Source organism: Streptomyces sp. NPDC028308 (assembly GCF_055565855.1).
On record NZ_JBVHTO010000014.1, the window covers coordinates 94900 to 109542 of the forward strand.

Here is a 14643-nt window from a genome sequence, read left to right on the forward strand (position 1 = left end):
CGTAATCTGCTGTTAACTGAGCGTAGCTTGATCGTACTTGACCGTAATCGCCTGTCAGGGGTTGACTGCTTGTGCACCCGTCCGTCGACGCGAGAGCAAGCCTTTGACCTCTGACCTGCTCGCACCCCTCGACCTGGCGTTCTGGAACATCGAGTCCGCCGAGCACCCCATGCACCTCGGTGCCCTCGGGGTCTTCGCGGCCCGCTCGCCCACCGCGGGCGCGCACGCGGCGGACCTCCTCGCGTCCCGCGCGGCCGCCGTGCCGGGGCTGCGCATGCGGATCCGCGACCTGTGGCAGCCGCTCTCCTTCCCGCTCGCCTTCGGCGGGGCGACGCGCGAGCCCGTGCCCGACTTCGACCCGCTGCAACACGTTCGGCTGCACGCGCCCACGGCGGATTTCCACACGGTCGCGGGCAGGCTCATGGAACGCCCGCTCGAACGCGGCCGGCCGCCGTGGGAGGCCCACGTGCTGCCCGGCGAGGACGGGGTGTCGTTCGCCGTCCTCTTCAAGTTCCACCACGCCCTCGCCGACGGGCTGCGTGCGCTCATGCTCGGCGCCGCCCTGATGGACCCGACGGACATGCCGGAACCCCGGCCGCGCCCCGCCGCGCCCGCCCGGAGCCTGCTCCCCGACGTGCGCGAGCTGCCCGGACTCCTCCGCGGCACCCTTTCCGACCTGGGCCGGGCCCTCGACATCGGCGCGTCCGTCGCCCGCGCCACCTGGGACGTCCGCTCCTCGCCCGCCCTGACCTCCGAGGCCACCGGCACCCGCCGCACCGCGGGCGTCGTCATCGACCTCGACGAGGTGCACCGCGTCCGCAAGAGCGTGGGCGGCACCGTGAACGACGTCCTCATCGCGGTCGTGGCCGGCGCGCTGCGGCGCTGGCTCGACGAGCGGGGCGACGGCAGCGAGGGCGTCACGCCCCGGGCGCTGATCCCGGTGTCCAGGCGGCGCCCGCGCACCGCCCACCCGCAGGGCAACCGCCTGTCGGGCTACCTCATACGGCTCCCGGTCGACGACCCCGACCCGCTCGGCCGGCTGCGCGCGGTGCGCACGGCCATGGACCGGAACAAGGACGCCGGACCACACCGGGGCGCGGGAGCCGTCGCGCTGCTCGCCGACCACGTGCCGCCCCTCGGGCACCGGCTCAGCGGACCCGTCGTCGGCCAGGCGGCCCGGCTGCTCTTCGACATCCTCGTCACCAGCGTGCCGCTGCCCAGCCTCGGCCTGCGACTCGGCGGCTGCCCGCTCACCGCCGTCTTCCCGCTCGCGCCCCTGGCGCGCGGGCAGTCCCTGGCGGTCGCCGTCTCGACGTTCCGCGGGCGCGTCCACTACGGGCTGGTCGCCGACGCGAAGGCCGTGCCCGACCTGGAGGTGCTGGCCCGCGCCCTGCACGAGGAGATCGCCGAACTCGTCGAGGCGAGCGCGCCCAGGGCCGCTGACGGCCGGAGCTGACCTCTCGCGGGGGCCCCGCGCGCAGGCGGGTGACATGCGGCCATTTTGCTGACACCCGCCGCGTCAGTATGCTCGCGAGCTGGCGGGATGTATCGAGCAGCGTATAGGGTGCCGCCTTTTGGGAACCGCCGCGGCCGTCCGGGCACGCGGGCACGAGTGACACGAGGAACACAGCGGCGATGACGGTGACAGAGGACAGCCAGGCGGGTGCCACGGACATCGCGGAGGTGTCATGGGGCCCGGGCGTCGACCCGGAACGTCTCGCCGTCTGCCTGAGCGTGCTCGAAGAACTCGACAAGCTGGACGTCGACCACCCCGACGCCATCGCGGTGCGCCGCGCGACCGCGGGCATCTACCGCACGGTCAAGCAGCGCCGCCGCCAGGAGCGCCGGGCCGCCAAGACCGCCCACGACAAGGCGGTCACCGAGTCCACGGCCACCGGCTCCGCCCAGCGCATCGACGACGAGACGGAAGGCATCCTGCCTTCGTCCGTGACGGACGCCGGCGAGATCGCCGGGGTGCTCCAGCGCCCGCGCTCCTGCTACATCTGCAAGACGCGCTACGTCGAGGTCGACTACTTCTACCACCAGCTCTGCCAGCCCTGCGCCGCCGAGAACCGCTCGCGGCGTGAGGCCCGCGCCGACCTCTCGGGCAAGCGCGCCCTGCTCACCGGCGGCCGCGCCAAGATCGGCATGTACATCGCGCTGCGGTTGCTGCGCGACGGCGCCCACACCACGATCACCACGCGGTTCCCGAACGACGCCATCCGCCGCTTCAAGGCCATGCCCGACAGCGACGAGTGGATCGGCCGGCTGAAGATCGTCGGCATCGACCTGCGCGACCCCGCCCAGGTCGTCGCCCTGGCCGACTCGGTCGCCGCGGAGGGCCCCCTCGACATCCTGATCAACAACGCGGCCCAGACCGTACGCCGTTCCCCGGGCGCCTACAGCGAGCTGCTGGCCGCCGAGTCGGGGCCGCTGCCCGCCGGTGAGCTGCCCCCGGCCGAGGTCATCGGCACCTTCGGCTCCGGTGCCGTCTCCGCGCTCCCCGTCGCCGGCGGGGGCGCCCTCACCGCGCAGGACGTGACCGACCTCGCGCTGGTCTCCGGCTCCGCCTCCCTGGAGCGGATCGCGGCCGGCACGGCGATCGACGCCGGTGGCCTGGTGCCCGACCTGCACGACACCAACAGCTGGATCCAGTCCGTCGAGGAGGTCACGCCGGTCGAGCTCCTGGAGGTCCAGCTCTGCAACTCCACGGCGCCGTTCATCCTCATCAGCCGCCTTCGCGCGGCGATGGCGGCGTCGCGGGCCGAGCGGACCTACATCGTGAACGTCTCCGCGATGGAGGGCGTCTTCAACCGCGGCTACAAGGGCGCGGGCCACCCGCACACCAACATGGCCAAGGCCGCCCTGAACATGCTCACCCGCACCAGCGCCCAGGAGATGTTCCAGAAGGACGGCATCCTGATGACCGCCGTCGACACCGGCTGGATCACCGACGAGCGCCCGCACCCTGACAAGATGCGGCTCGCGGACGAGGGCTTCCACGCCCCGCTCGACCTCATCGACGGCGCGGCCCGCGTGTACGACCCCATCGTCCGCGGCGAGCAGGGCGAGGACCTGTACGGCGTCTTCCTGAAGGACTACGCGCCGGGCAAGTGGTAAGCCCTCAGGGCTGACGAGGGGCGCGGTCCCGCAGGCGCTCGTGGACGGCGTACGCCGCCGGGTCGGGCCGCGCCGGCCGGTACGCCGCCCGGACCCGCGTCCCGCCGTCCACCAGCAGGTCCGCGCCCGTGATCCAGTCCGCGGCGTCCGAGGCCAGCCACACCACGGCGCGGGCGACGTCCGCCGGTTCGCCGATGCGGCCGAGCGGGAGGCCCGCGGCGATCTCCTCCTCGGAGTCCTCCCAGACGAAGCGGGCCAGCTCGGTCCTGACGAGGCCGGGGGAGACGGAGTTGACCCGGACCCGGGGCGCGAGTTCGCCCGCGAGCTGCCGGGTGAGGTGCAGGAGCGCCGCCTTGCTGGTGCCGTACGCCCCCACGTGCGGGCCGGGATGGACGGCGCCCTCGGTGCAGACGTTGACCACCGAGCCGCCGTGCTCGCGCATCCACAGCCGCCAGGCGCACCGCACGAGCCGCAGCGGTGCCTCCACGTTGACGGTGAACGCCTCGCGCCAGCGGTCCGGGTCGGCGTCCATCAGGGGGCCGTACGGTTCGTTCGTCGCGGCGTTGTTCACGACGACGTCCAGGCGTCCGAACTCCCGCAGCGCCAGCTCCGTCAGCGCCGCCAGGTGCGCGGGGTCCGCGACCGTGCCCGGCAGACCGACGGCGCCCAGCTCCTCGCAGGTCCGCCGCAGCCCGTCCGGGTCCCGTGCCGTGACGCACAGCCGTGCCCCCGCGCGCGCGAACTCCTCGGCGACCGCCCGCCCTATCCCGCGGGAGGCACCGGTGATGAGGACGGCCCTGCCGTCGAGTCCGTACGGCCGCGTCATCCGCGTACCGTCTCATGACGGACCGTCAGACAACAGGGCGCCGGCCGTCCCGCTGTCGTCCGGCGGGGCCGCGCCCGCGGCGGTCCGCCGGCCCGCCGGTACCGCCCTGCGGGCCTGCGGCGGGGCGCAGTTCCGTGCCCGCCCGTCCCGGTCGTCCGGCTTGTCCTGTCCGGGTTCCTCTGTCCCCCAGATGTGTTCTGTCCCGCAATTTCTTTCGCCCGCTGGGCCGAACGGGTGGCGGCGAATCGGGGCAGCATGTTTCAAATCACCGCGTATCGTGGGTGGATGGACGCTGAACGACTCAGGACGGTTACCTCGTGTTTTCAGCCCCATCGAGCGGACGTCCGCTCATCTGGTTACTCTGTAGCCGACGGACAGACAGCCTGGGTCCCACCCACACCCACGGTCCGTCCCGGGACATGCCGGTCATCACGGCCTGCTCTCTCGCGAGTTACCGGCGCCACCGCGTCCGAACTGCTTCGACTCAGACCCGAGCGGGCGTCAGGCGCGCAGCAGCACACTGAGCCAGTACGTCCCGAGGGTGACCCGACACATAAGGAGTGCGCGGTGACACCGGACAAAACGAACCTCGATCAACGTTCCAAGGAACGCCTGGAGCGAGCGGGCCTGCCCGAGAAGAAGCTCGGCAGCCTCGACGTGTGGGCCAGGTCCGCCCCGATCCGCCTCGCGGGCTACGAGGAAGACCTCGCGGAGCCCCATATCCTGCCCAGCGTGGACTGACCACCCCGCGCCTCGCGGGGACCCGTCCCGACAGCTGACGGCATGGGCGTGCCACACTCACGCCCATGCTGATCAGAGAAGCCGCGGCCGACGACTGGCCGCGGATCTGGCCGTTCTGGCACCGGATCGTCTCCGCCGGCGAGACCTACGCCTGGGACCCGGACACCTCCGAGGAGGACGCCCGCGCCCTGTGGACGGCCCCCGGCAAGCGGGTGTACGTCGTCGAGGACGACGCCGGCGCCGTCGTCGCGTCCGCCTACGTCACGCCCAACTACGGCGGCCCCGCCGCCCGTATCGCCAACGCCGGCTTCATGGTCGACCCCGACCGGTCCGGGCAGGGGTTCGGCCGCGCGCTCGCCGAGCACCTCCTCGCCGCCGCGAAGGCGGACGGCTACCGAGCCATGGTCTTCAACGCCGTGGTGGAGACCAACCCCGCCGTCGGGCTGTGGACTTCGCTCGGCTTCACGATCCTCGGCACCGTGCCCGACGCCTACGAGCACGCCCGGCACGGTCTGGTGGGACTGCACATCATGTACAAGGCCCTCTGACTCCGCGGCCGCCCGCCCCGCTCACTCGTCGAGCGGTGCCGTACGCCGCCACGGCCGCAGCGCCTCCAACCACCCCGCCACGTCGAGCAGTACGCCCTCCGAACCCGGCCGCGCCACGAGCTGCACGGCGCACGGTGCCCCCGAGGGCAGCGTGCCGAACGGGACGGACATCGCGGGCCAGCCGGTCAGGTTCCACGGCGGTGTCAGCGGCGAACAGGCGGTGTTGGCCAGCAGGTTGCGCAGCCAGCCCCGCTCGTGCCAGGCCGCCGCGGCCGGTCCGCGCCGGGCGAGCGCCGGGGTCAGCAGCACGTCGTGCTCCGCGAAGAACGGCTCCAGCCGGCGGCGCAGTTCCTCGCGCCGGTCGCCGGCGCGCACGCTCCGCACGAACCGGCGTCCCACGGCGGCGTGGACCCGGGTGCGCCGGGCGAGCCGCCGCGGGTCGAGGTCCTCGGCGTCCACGGCGGTGCCCGCCGTCCAGTGGGCGAGCGCGGTGGTTCCGAGCCACCACGGGTACGGCGGGTCCGCGGGCCGTACCCGGTGACCGGCCCCGGCCAGCAGTTCGGCGGCCTCCCGTGCCGCCGTCGTATACGGCCGGGTGACGCTCACGCCGAGGAGCGGACTGCGCAGGGAGAGGGCGATACTCGGGCCCGCCGCGTCGCCGCCGCCGGGCGCCGCGCCCGCGTCCGGGCCGGCGAGGACCGCGAGCATCAGGCGGGCGTCCTCGACGGTGGTCGCGAGCGGCCCGTTCTCCGACATGCCGAACCAGTCGCCGTGCCCGATGCCGGCCGGGACCACCCCGAAACCGGGCTTCAGCCCGACGAGACCGCAGTGGGCGGCCGGGATCCGCAGCGAGCCCATCCCGTCGTTGCCGAGCGCCAGCGGGACCAGGCCGGCCGCGACCGCCGCCGCGCTGCCGCCCGACGAGCCGCCCGCCGTGCGCGAGAGGTCCCAGGGGTTGCGCGCGATGCCGTGCACCCCGTCCGTGGTCCCGAAGACGCAGAGCTCCGGCACGTTCGTCAGGCCCACCACGACGGCGCCCGCCGCGCGCAGCCGGGCCACGGTCACGTGGTCCTCGTCGGCCAGGGTCGCCGGCGTCGCCGCGCTGCCGTTGCGGGTCGCCTCGCCGCGTACGGCGAGGTTGTCCTTGACCGCCACCGGGACCCCCGCCAGGGGGAGTCCGGCCAGGTCGGGGCGGGAGCCGACCTCGTCGGCCTCGGCCAGTGCCGCCTGGGCGCGCACGGTCCGGAAGGCGCCGATCCGGGCGTCGAGCCGCTCGATCCGCGCGAGGTGCCAGGCCACCACCTCGCGGGGCGTCACCCGCTTCTCGCGTACGGCGGCGGCTGTCTCGACGGCGGTCCGGCCGGCCCAGCTGGTCACGGGCGCTCCTTGTCGGTACGTGCGCCGCGGCGGCGGGCACGGAGGGGCCCGCTCGCTGCGCACGGCGGGCTTACTCGCGAGTAGTAAGGAGCACTGTGCCCGCAGAGGAGGCCGCGCGTCGAGAGGTGACGGCGACGAATCCGGACGACGCGTGCCCGCCGTCCGAGCGCCGCCGCCGGGACGTCACTCCGGGCAGGGCCCCGTGCTGTCCCGCTCGATCAGCCGGGGCACCGGGACCTGCACCGTGCGCGCCGGGCCCCCGTCCAGCAGCGCCGTCAGCTCCTGCGCGGCCGTCCTGCCGAACTCCACGGTGTCGCGGGAGAGCGCCGACAGCCACGGCTTGACCATGCGGCACAGCGCGGAGTCCTCCCAGGCGACCACCGACACGTCCCCCGGCACCGAGAAGCCGAGCTCGGCCGCGGCGGCCACCCCGGCGACCGCCATCACGTCGTTGTCGTAGACCAGCGCGGTCGGCGGGGTGTCCTGCTCCAGGACGCGGCGCGTGACGGCCGCGCCCTGCGCGTCCGAGTAGTCCGTGGTCACCGAGCGGACCTCACGCAGGTCGCGCCGGGCGGCCTCGGCGCGCAGCGTGCGGATCCGGCGCTCGGTGTGGGCGAGGCCCGGCAGACCCGCGATGTGCGCGATCCGGCGGTGCCCGAGCGAGTGCAGCTCGCCGACGACGGCGGCCATCGCGCCGGCGTCGTCCGCCCACACGACGGACAGCCCGGGGTGCCGTGCGTCGGGGACGCCGCCGATGACCACGGCGGGCAGGCCCAGCTCGTCGAGGAGGTCCGGCCGGGGATCGTCGGTGCGCGGATCGACGACCAGGACGCCGTCCACACGATGCTCGGCCCACCACCGCCGGTACACCGCGCACTCGGCGTCCACGTCCTCCACCACCTGGAAGAGCAGGCCGAGATGACGCTCGGCCAGCACTTCCTGGATGCCCGAGATCAACTGCAGGAAGAAGGAGTCCACCCCGAGTGTGTCCGCCGGGCGGGCCACCACCAGGCCGACCGTCGCCGTGCCCTCGCCGGAGAGCTGCCGTGCCGCCGTGCTGGGCCGCCAGCCCAGCTGTTCGGCCACTCGACGCACCCGGTCGCGGGTGACCTCGGAGACTCCCGGCCGGTCGTTCAGCGCGAAGGAGACCGCGCTCTCGGAGACGCCGGCCCGCTGCGCGATGTCCTTCATCGTCGGCCGGCGCGCCGGGGATCGCTTCGCTGACACACCTGGCCCCTTTCCCATGGCTTGCGGGCGACAGCGTACCGCAGACGTGCACGCACTAAAGCGCTTGAGTGATCACGAGCTAAAGCGCATTAGTGGCTGGTTGTAGTTCCGCTTCCACGCGTCTCTGACCTGCTGCTTTATGGGCGCTTCGAATTTACTGCGGGCTAATGCATTGACTTCCCGTGGAACCTGCGTGCAAGGTCTGCGACGGCACCCGTTCATCCCCCCTGCGAAGGAGCCCCTTCCGTGCGTATCTCCCGCAGAGCCCTCGCTGTCGCCGCCACCGTCGCCGTCGTCCTGCCGCTGAGCGCCTGCGGCTCCGGGGACGACGGCAGTGGCTCGACGGACGCCTCCGGCAAGATCGAAGGCGACATCACGTTCCAGACCTGGAACCTCAGGGCCAACTTCAAGCCGTACTTCGAGGGCGTGATCGCCGACTTCGAGAAGAAGTACCCCGGCACGCACGTCAAGTGGGTCGACCAGCCCGCCGAGGGCTACGCCGACAAGATCAGCGCGGACGCGGCCGGCGGCACCCTGCCCGACGTCGTCAACGTCTCGCCCGACCTCGTCGCCCCGCTGGCCAAGGCGGGCCTCGCGCTCGACCTCGACAAGGCGGCCGCGAAGTACAAGAAGGAGTATCTCGACGGCGCCTGGGCCAGCCATCGGATACCGGGCATGACCGGCACGTACGCGTTCCCCTGGTACCTGAACACCGGCCCGCTCTTCTACAACAAGAGCCTCTTCGAGCAGGCCGGGCTCGACGCCTCGAAGCCGCCGAAGACGTACGACGAACTCTTCGCCGACGCCCTCCGGCTGGCGAAGAAGAGCAAGGGCAAGGTGGCCACGCTGGCCAACGTGCCCACCATCGAGGACTTCGGGCGCTACGGCGTCCAGCTGATGAACAAGGAAGGCACCGCCTTCGCGTTCAACGACGCCAAGGGGGTCGAACTCCTCACCAAGTACAAGGAGTTGTACGACGCCAAGGCGCTCGACTCGCAGGCGCTCACCGCGACCCCCGAGTCCTCGGGCAAGAAGTTCCTCACCGGGGCCGTCGCCATGAACCCCGGCAGTGCCCTGGACCTCGGCAACTTCAAGAAGCAGGCGCCGAACCTCTACAAGAACATCGGCATCACGGACCAGATCACCAGCACCGGCAAGGTCAACATGTACGTCATGGGCGTGATGGTGAACTCGCGCACCAAGGAGAAGCCGGCCGCGGTCGCCTTCGCGCACTACGTCACCGACGCGAAGAACCAGATGTCCTTCGCCAAGAAGGTCGCGATCTTCCCGAGCACCGCCGGCTCGCTCGACGACCCGTACTTCACCGAGCAGGACGGCACCGACGAGACCCGGGTGCGCGTCGCCGCCGCGCAGTCCCTGAAGAACGCCGTCAACTACACGCCGGTGCTGTTCAGTGAACAGATGAAGACCGCGCTGCGCAACGAGGTCGCCAAGGCGCTCCAGGGCAAGCAGAGCCCGAAAGCAGCTCTTGACAACGCTGTCAAGGCCTGCGACCGGCTCCTCCAGCAGCAGGGCTGAACCGGCATGGCGAGTCCCACCCTGTCCCGGGTGAGCCGTCCACGCGGCGAGCGGCCGAAGGAGCCGGGCGGGCGTCCGCGTCGCGTGCGACGCCATCTCCCCTTCAGCCCGTGGCTGTTCGCCGCACCCGGGCTGCTGATCACGGGCGCGTTCATCCTCTACCCGTTCGTCTCCACGCTGGTCAACGCCTTCACCGACCGCCGGACCCTGATCCCGGGCCACTTCGTGGGCCTGGCCAACTTCCGGGAGCTGCTGCACGACGAGATGTTCTGGATCGGGCTGCGCAACAGTGCGCTGTACGTCGTCGGGGTCGTCCCGGCGCTCGTCCTGCTCCCGCTGCTGCTCGCGCTCCTGGTCCAGAAGAACATCCCCGGCATCACCTTCTTCCGGTCGGCCTTCTACACCCCCGTGGTCGCGTCCATCGTCGTGGTCGGACTGATCTGGGTGTGGCTCCTGGACGAACGCGGCCTGGTGAACTCGCTGCTGGAGGCGGTCGGCGTCGGCAAGGTCGGCTTCCTCAGCGACCAGTGGCTGCTCCTGCTGAGCGCCATGGCCGTCACGGTCTGGAAGGGCCTCGGCTACTACATGATCATTTATCTGGCGGCGCTCGCCAACGTGCCGCGCGAACTGCACGAGGCCGCCGCCGTGGACGGCGCGGGCGCGGTACGCCGCTTCCTCACGGTCACCGTGCCCGCCGTCCGCTCCACCATGGTGCTGGTCGGCGCGCTCTCCTCGGTCGCCGCCTTCAAGGTGTTCTCCGAGGTCTACCTGATGGCGGGCCCGGACGGCGGCCCGGCGGGCGAGGACACCACCCTCGTCATGCTCGTCCAGCGCACCGGCACCGGCCTGACCGGCCGGGTCGGCTACGCCTCCGCCATCTCCGTCGTCGTCTTCGTCGTCACCGTCGCGCTCATGCTGCTCGTGCTGCGCGCCGACCGGAAGGAGGACGCGTGAGCACCGCCGAGAAGACCCCCGAGGCCCGCGAGACGCGGCCCGCCACCGGGACCGCCCCCCGGAGGCGCGTCACCGACGAGCGGGGCCGGCAGGTCCGCGCCTGGGAACTGGCCCTGCGCTACCTGCTGTTGCTGGGCGTACTCGCCCTCACCGTCGGACCGTTCGTCTGGCAGCTGTCCACCTCGCTCAAGGGCCCGACCGAGGACATCTTCAGCTCGCCGCCCCGCTTCCTGCCCAACGACCCGACCCTGCACAACTACGGCCGGGTCGCCGACACCATCCCGGTGTGGGACTACGCCCTCAACTCGCTGAAGGTGGCCGCGGCCAACGTCGTCACCAACTGCGTCGGCTCGGCGCTCGCGGGCTACGCCCTGGCCCGGCTGCGCTACCGCGGGCGCTCGGCGGCCACCCTGGTCTTCATCCTCGCCATGCTCGTCCCCGTCGAGGGCATCATCATCGCCCAGTTCACGACCATGCGTGAGCTCGGCCTGAACAACACCCTCATCGGTGTCGTCCTGCCGGGCTGCATCGGCGCGATGAACGTGCTGCTGATGCGCAACGCCTTCCTCAACCTCCCCTACGAGATCGAGGAGGCGGCCGTCGTCGACGGGGCGAACACCTGGCAGCGGTTCCTGCGCATCGCCCTGCCGTCGGTGAAGGGCACCCTCGCCGTGGTCGCGATCTTCGCGTTCATGGGCGCCTGGGACGACTTCCTGTGGCCGCTCATCGTGCTGAGCGACCCGTCTAAGTTCACGCTCACCATCGGCCTCAACTACCTGCACGGCACCTTCGCCAACGACGAACGGCTCGTCGCCGCGGGCACGATCATCGCCGTCGCACCGCTGATCGTCCTCTTCGCCTGCCTCCAGCGGTACTTCTTCCGAGGCGTGGGCGAGGGCGCGGTCAAGGGCTGAGCCCCGCCGCACCCGCGGTGCTCACGGCCGACCTCCCCGCCACTTCCCGATTCGCAAGGATCCCGTATGCCTTCTGCCGTGCGCTTCGGCGTCAACTACACCCCGAGCGAAGGGTGGTTCCACCACTGGCTCGACTTCGACCTCGACGCCGTCCGCGCCGACCTCGACTCCATCGCGCGGCTCGGCCTCGACCACATCCGGGTCTTCCCGCTGTGGCCCTACTTCCAGCCCAACCGCACCCTCGTCCGCCCGCGCGCGGTCGAGCAGCTCGTCGCCCTCGCCGACGCCGCCGCCGAACGCGGGCTCGACGTCAACGTGGACGGCCTTCAGGGCCACCTGTCGAGCTTCGACTACCTGCCGGCGTGGACCCGGACCTGGCACCGGCGGAACATCTTCACCGACCCCCAAGTGGTGGAGGGGGAGGCGGAGTTCGTACGCACCCTCGCCGCCGCCCTCGCGGACCGGCCGAACTTCGTCGGCATGACCGTCGGCAACGAGATCAGCCAGTTCGCGGCCGACCCGCACCCCGACCCGGACCGCGTCACGCCCGCCGAGGCCGAGGCCTGGCTGCTGACCCTGCTCGGCGCCTGCGAGAAGGGCGCGCCGGGCAAGCTGCACCTGCACGCCTCCTACGACGCCACCTGGTACCAGGACGACCAGCCCTTCACACCCGCCCACGCGGCACGGCTCGGCGCGGTCACCGCCGTCCACTCCTGGGTGTTCAACGGCACCGCCCAGCGCCACGGCCGCACCGGCACCGCCACCGAACACCACGCCGCCTACCTCATCGAGCTCTCCAAGGCGTGGGCGGACGACCCGCACCGGCCCGTCTGGCTCCAGGAGGTGGGCGCCCCCGCGCCGTTGATCCCCGCCGAGCACGCCGCCGCCTTCACCGAGGCGACCGTCGCGAACGCGCTGGACTGCCCCGACCTGTGGGGTGTCACCTGGTGGTGCTCGCACGACGTCAGCCGCGGCCTCGCCGACTTCCCCGAACTCGAATACGGGCTCGGCCTGTTGACCAACGACCGGCGGACGAAGCCCGCGGGCGAGGTCATCGCCCGGATCGCCGCCGAACGGCGGACCCACCGCCCAGCCCCGCGCACCACCGCGCTCGTCGTGGACACCACGCCGGGCCGCTCGGTCTGCGCACCCGGCGGACCCGTCTTCGAGGCCTTCGCGCGGCTGGCCGGCGACGGCGTCCGCCCCACGACCGTCCTCGCGAGCCGCGCCGCCGACCAGGACCACCTCACCGCCCGCGGCATCACCGAGGTCCTCACCCCCGGCCAGGTCATGTCGTAGCCGGGCGCACCTACAGCACCCCCCCGCAAGCACCGTAGTCCGTCCCCCAACGTTACGGAGCACACCGTGAACCTCAGCAGACGCACCGTCCTGCTCGCCGGAGCCGGCGTCGCCGCCGGGCTCGTCCCCGGCCTGTCCACCGCGGCCGCGGCGGCCACCGGCGACCTCCAGCCGTACGCCTCGTACTGGTACCCCGACTCGCTGCCCGCCGGCAGCCCCGGCGCCGGCATCACCTGGCGCAGCCTCAAGGCGTGGCGGGCCGAGGACGACCCCGACCTGCCCTTCAACACGGCGTCCGTACCGCTGGCCGCGCGCTTCACCCCGACACCGACGAACCGTACGGCCCGCGACGGCCAGGCCCGGGTCCAGTCCCTCGTCTCCTTCGGCCCGACCGCGGGCAACCCCTCCCAGGGCGCGGCGACGGCCGACTACTACGCCCTCACCCACTGGGCGTACCTCGACGAACTCGTCTTCTGGGGCGGCTCGTCCGGCGAGGGACTGATCCTCGCGCCCAACGCGCCGATCGTCGACGCGGCCCACCGCCACGGCGTGCCCGTTCTCGGCAACGTGTTCCTGCCGCCCGCCGCCTACGGCGGACAGCTCCAGTGGACCCGTGACCTCGTGCAGAAGGACGCGTCCGGGCACCACCCGCTGGCGGAGCGACTCGTCGCGGTCGCCGCCGCGTACGGCTTCGACGGCTGGTTCGTCAACGCCGAGACCGGCGGCGGCGACGCCGCCCTGGCCGTCGACATGCTCGGCTTCCTCGCCGAGCTCAGGACGCTCGGCACCGCGAAGGGGCAGCGCGTCACCTGGTACGACTCGATGACCACGAACGGCTCGGTCAGCTGGCAGGGAGCGCTGAACGACCGGAACAAGGCGTTCTTCCAGGCCGCCGACTCCATGTTCGTCGACTTCCGCTGGTCACGGAGCAGCCTCTCCTCTTCCGCCACGACCGCCCGGCAACTGGACCGCATCCCCTACGAGTTGTGGGCGGGCGTCGACGTCGAGGCCAACGGCACGAACACCTCCGTCGACTGGGACGCCATCGTGCCCGCCGACAAGGACCACGTCGTCTCCCTCGGCCTCTACCGGCCCGAGTGGACCCGCAACCACCTGCCCGCCGGCCGCACCCCCGGCGACTTCCACGCGGCCGACGACGCGTTCTGGACCGGCGCCTCCCTCGACCCCTCCCGGCCCGACACCGGCGCCGCCTGGCGTGCCCCGGCGCTCTCCGTCGCCGACCGCTCCACCGTCACCGCCGTCCCCTTCGCCACCACCTTCAACACCGGGCACGGCCTGAAGTGGTACGACGGCGGCAAGGTCACCTCGGACGCGGCGTGGAACCACCTCGGTCTCCAGGACCGGCTGCCCTCCCGCCGCTGGGTCGTGCGCACCACCGGGAGGCGTCCCGCCGTCGCCTTCGACTTCGCGGACGCCTGGCGCGGCGGCAGCAGCGTGCTCGTCGACGGCACTCTCGACGCCCCCGTCACCCTGGACCTCTACGCCACCCGGCTGCCGCTGAGCGCGGACACCGTGGCCGAGCTGACCTACCGCACCGACGCGGGCGCGGTCAGGGTCGAGCTGGGCGTCGCCACCGCCGAACCCGGCACGCCGGGCGGGGCCCCGCCGTACACCTGGTTCCCCGTCGAGGCGGGCAGCGGCGGCTGGCGGACCTCCACCGTGCGGCTGAGCGGGCTGTCCGGGACCGCGCACGCCATCGCCGTCCGGCTCACCCCGGCCCGCCGCGGATCCTCGGTCCGCCTGCGGCTGGGCGGGCTCGCCGTCCGGAACGCGAAGGTGATCCCCGCCGCGCCCACCGGCCTGCGCGTCACCGACGCCGACGGCGGCAGCCTGCGCCTGAGGTGGCAGGCCGCCCCCGGCGCCGTACGCCACTACGAGCTGCACCGCGTCCTGCCCGACGGCACACGCCGCTTCCTCGGCGGCACCTGCCAGCGCGCGTTCTTCGTCAAGGGCCTCGCCCCCGCACAGGGGGAGGCCGCCGCGCGGTTCGAAGTACGCGCGGTGGGGGAGCTGTTCACCATCTCCTCAGCCACCACGACCACCCATACCTGGTAGCCCGCACCCACACCCACGGAGC

General features: G+C 72.5%; 12 protein-coding genes. 9 read left to right on the forward strand and 3 right to left on the reverse strand.

Translation table 11 applies throughout. The features are described 5' to 3' along the window. The first annotated feature begins 103 nt into the window (after positions 1 to 103). Both ACZ4VA_RS31025 and ACZ4VA_RS31030 read left to right on the forward strand, forming a co-directional pair. Positions 104 to 1456 carry a wax ester/triacylglycerol synthase family O-acyltransferase gene (locus ACZ4VA_RS31025; protein WP_356165229.1) on the forward strand — a complete coding sequence of 451 codons (1353 nt, stop codon included), beginning with the start codon at positions 104 to 106 and terminating at the stop codon, positions 1454 to 1456. A gap of 179 nt (positions 1457 to 1635) precedes the next feature. Next, positions 1636 to 3120 carry an SDR family NAD(P)-dependent oxidoreductase gene (locus ACZ4VA_RS31030; protein WP_355791639.1) on the forward strand — a complete coding sequence of 495 codons (1485 nt, stop codon included), beginning with the start codon at positions 1636 to 1638 and terminating at the stop codon, positions 3118 to 3120. 4 nt (positions 3121 to 3124) lie between these two features. Here ACZ4VA_RS31030 and ACZ4VA_RS31035 read toward each other — a convergent pair whose 3' ends face one another. Then, positions 3125 to 3946, reverse strand: coding sequence for an SDR family oxidoreductase (locus ACZ4VA_RS31035; protein WP_468083327.1), 822 nt, complete (start codon positions 3944 to 3946; stop codon positions 3125 to 3127). A 567-nt stretch (positions 3947 to 4513) separates the two neighbouring features. On the opposite strand from ACZ4VA_RS31035, the gene ACZ4VA_RS31040 reads away from it, so the two are divergent. Both ACZ4VA_RS31040 and ACZ4VA_RS31045 read left to right on the forward strand, forming a co-directional pair. Further along, on the forward strand, positions 4514 to 4687 hold the full coding sequence (locus ACZ4VA_RS31040; RefSeq protein ID WP_355794534.1) for a hypothetical protein: 174 nt from the start codon (positions 4514 to 4516) through the stop codon (positions 4685 to 4687). A gap of 65 nt (positions 4688 to 4752) precedes the next feature. Next, positions 4753 to 5235 carry a GNAT family N-acetyltransferase gene (locus ACZ4VA_RS31045; protein ID WP_356241666.1) on the forward strand — a complete coding sequence of 161 codons (483 nt, stop codon included), beginning with the start codon at positions 4753 to 4755 and terminating at the stop codon, positions 5233 to 5235. 21 nt (positions 5236 to 5256) lie between these two features. Here the strand turns inward: ACZ4VA_RS31045 and ACZ4VA_RS31050 are convergent, their stop codons facing one another. Further along, complete coding sequence (locus tag ACZ4VA_RS31050; RefSeq protein ID WP_468083329.1) at positions 5257 to 6612, reverse strand: amidase; 1356 nt, start codon at positions 6610 to 6612, stop codon at positions 5257 to 5259. A gap of 183 nt (positions 6613 to 6795) precedes the next feature. Then, positions 6796 to 7839, reverse strand: coding sequence for a LacI family DNA-binding transcriptional regulator (locus ACZ4VA_RS31055; RefSeq protein ID WP_356165242.1), 1044 nt, complete (start codon positions 7837 to 7839; stop codon positions 6796 to 6798). 246 nt (positions 7840 to 8085) lie between these two features. On the opposite strand from ACZ4VA_RS31055, the gene ACZ4VA_RS31060 reads away from it, so the two are divergent. From ACZ4VA_RS31060 to ACZ4VA_RS31080, 5 genes are all read left to right on the forward strand, one after another. Next, positions 8086 to 9378: an ABC transporter substrate-binding protein gene (locus ACZ4VA_RS31060; RefSeq protein ID WP_355781733.1), complete on the forward strand. Its 1293-nt coding sequence runs from the start codon at positions 8086 to 8088 to the stop codon at positions 9376 to 9378. A gap of 6 nt (positions 9379 to 9384) precedes the next feature. After that, complete coding sequence (locus ACZ4VA_RS31065; protein WP_356165246.1) at positions 9385 to 10332, forward strand: carbohydrate ABC transporter permease; 948 nt, start codon at positions 9385 to 9387, stop codon at positions 10330 to 10332. Continuing rightward, positions 10329 to 11246: a carbohydrate ABC transporter permease gene (locus ACZ4VA_RS31070; protein WP_355781727.1), complete on the forward strand. Its 918-nt coding sequence runs from the start codon at positions 10329 to 10331 to the stop codon at positions 11244 to 11246. Before ACZ4VA_RS31065 ends, ACZ4VA_RS31070 begins: the two co-directional genes overlap by 4 nt. 66 nt (positions 11247 to 11312) lie before the next feature. Continuing rightward, on the forward strand, positions 11313 to 12545 hold the full coding sequence (locus tag ACZ4VA_RS31075) for a glycoside hydrolase 5 family protein (RefSeq protein ID WP_468083333.1): 1233 nt from the start codon (positions 11313 to 11315) through the stop codon (positions 12543 to 12545). A gap of 66 nt (positions 12546 to 12611) precedes the next feature. After that, complete coding sequence (locus tag ACZ4VA_RS31080; protein ID WP_468083335.1) at positions 12612 to 14621, forward strand: endo-beta-N-acetylglucosaminidase; 2010 nt, start codon at positions 12612 to 12614, stop codon at positions 14619 to 14621. Positions 14622 to 14643: the final 22 nt, after the last annotated feature.

Excerpts from the sequence above, each read along its gene's own strand:
- ACZ4VA_RS31065 (WP_356165246.1), top strand. The coding sequence starts at position 9,385 with ATGGCGAGTCCCACCCTGTCCCGGGTGAGCCGTCCACGCGGCGAGCGG.
- ACZ4VA_RS31035 (WP_468083327.1), bottom strand. The coding sequence starts at position 3,946 with ATGACGCGGCCGTACGGACTCGACGGCAGGGCCGTCCTCATCACCGGT.
- ACZ4VA_RS31030 (WP_355791639.1), top strand. The coding sequence starts at position 1,636 with ATGACGGTGACAGAGGACAGCCAGGCGGGTGCCACGGACATCGCGGAG.
- ACZ4VA_RS31045 (WP_356241666.1), top strand. The coding sequence starts at position 4,753 with ATGCTGATCAGAGAAGCCGCGGCCGACGACTGGCCGCGGATCTGGCCG.
- ACZ4VA_RS31075 (WP_468083333.1), top strand. The coding sequence starts at position 11,313 with ATGCCTTCTGCCGTGCGCTTCGGCGTCAACTACACCCCGAGCGAAGGG.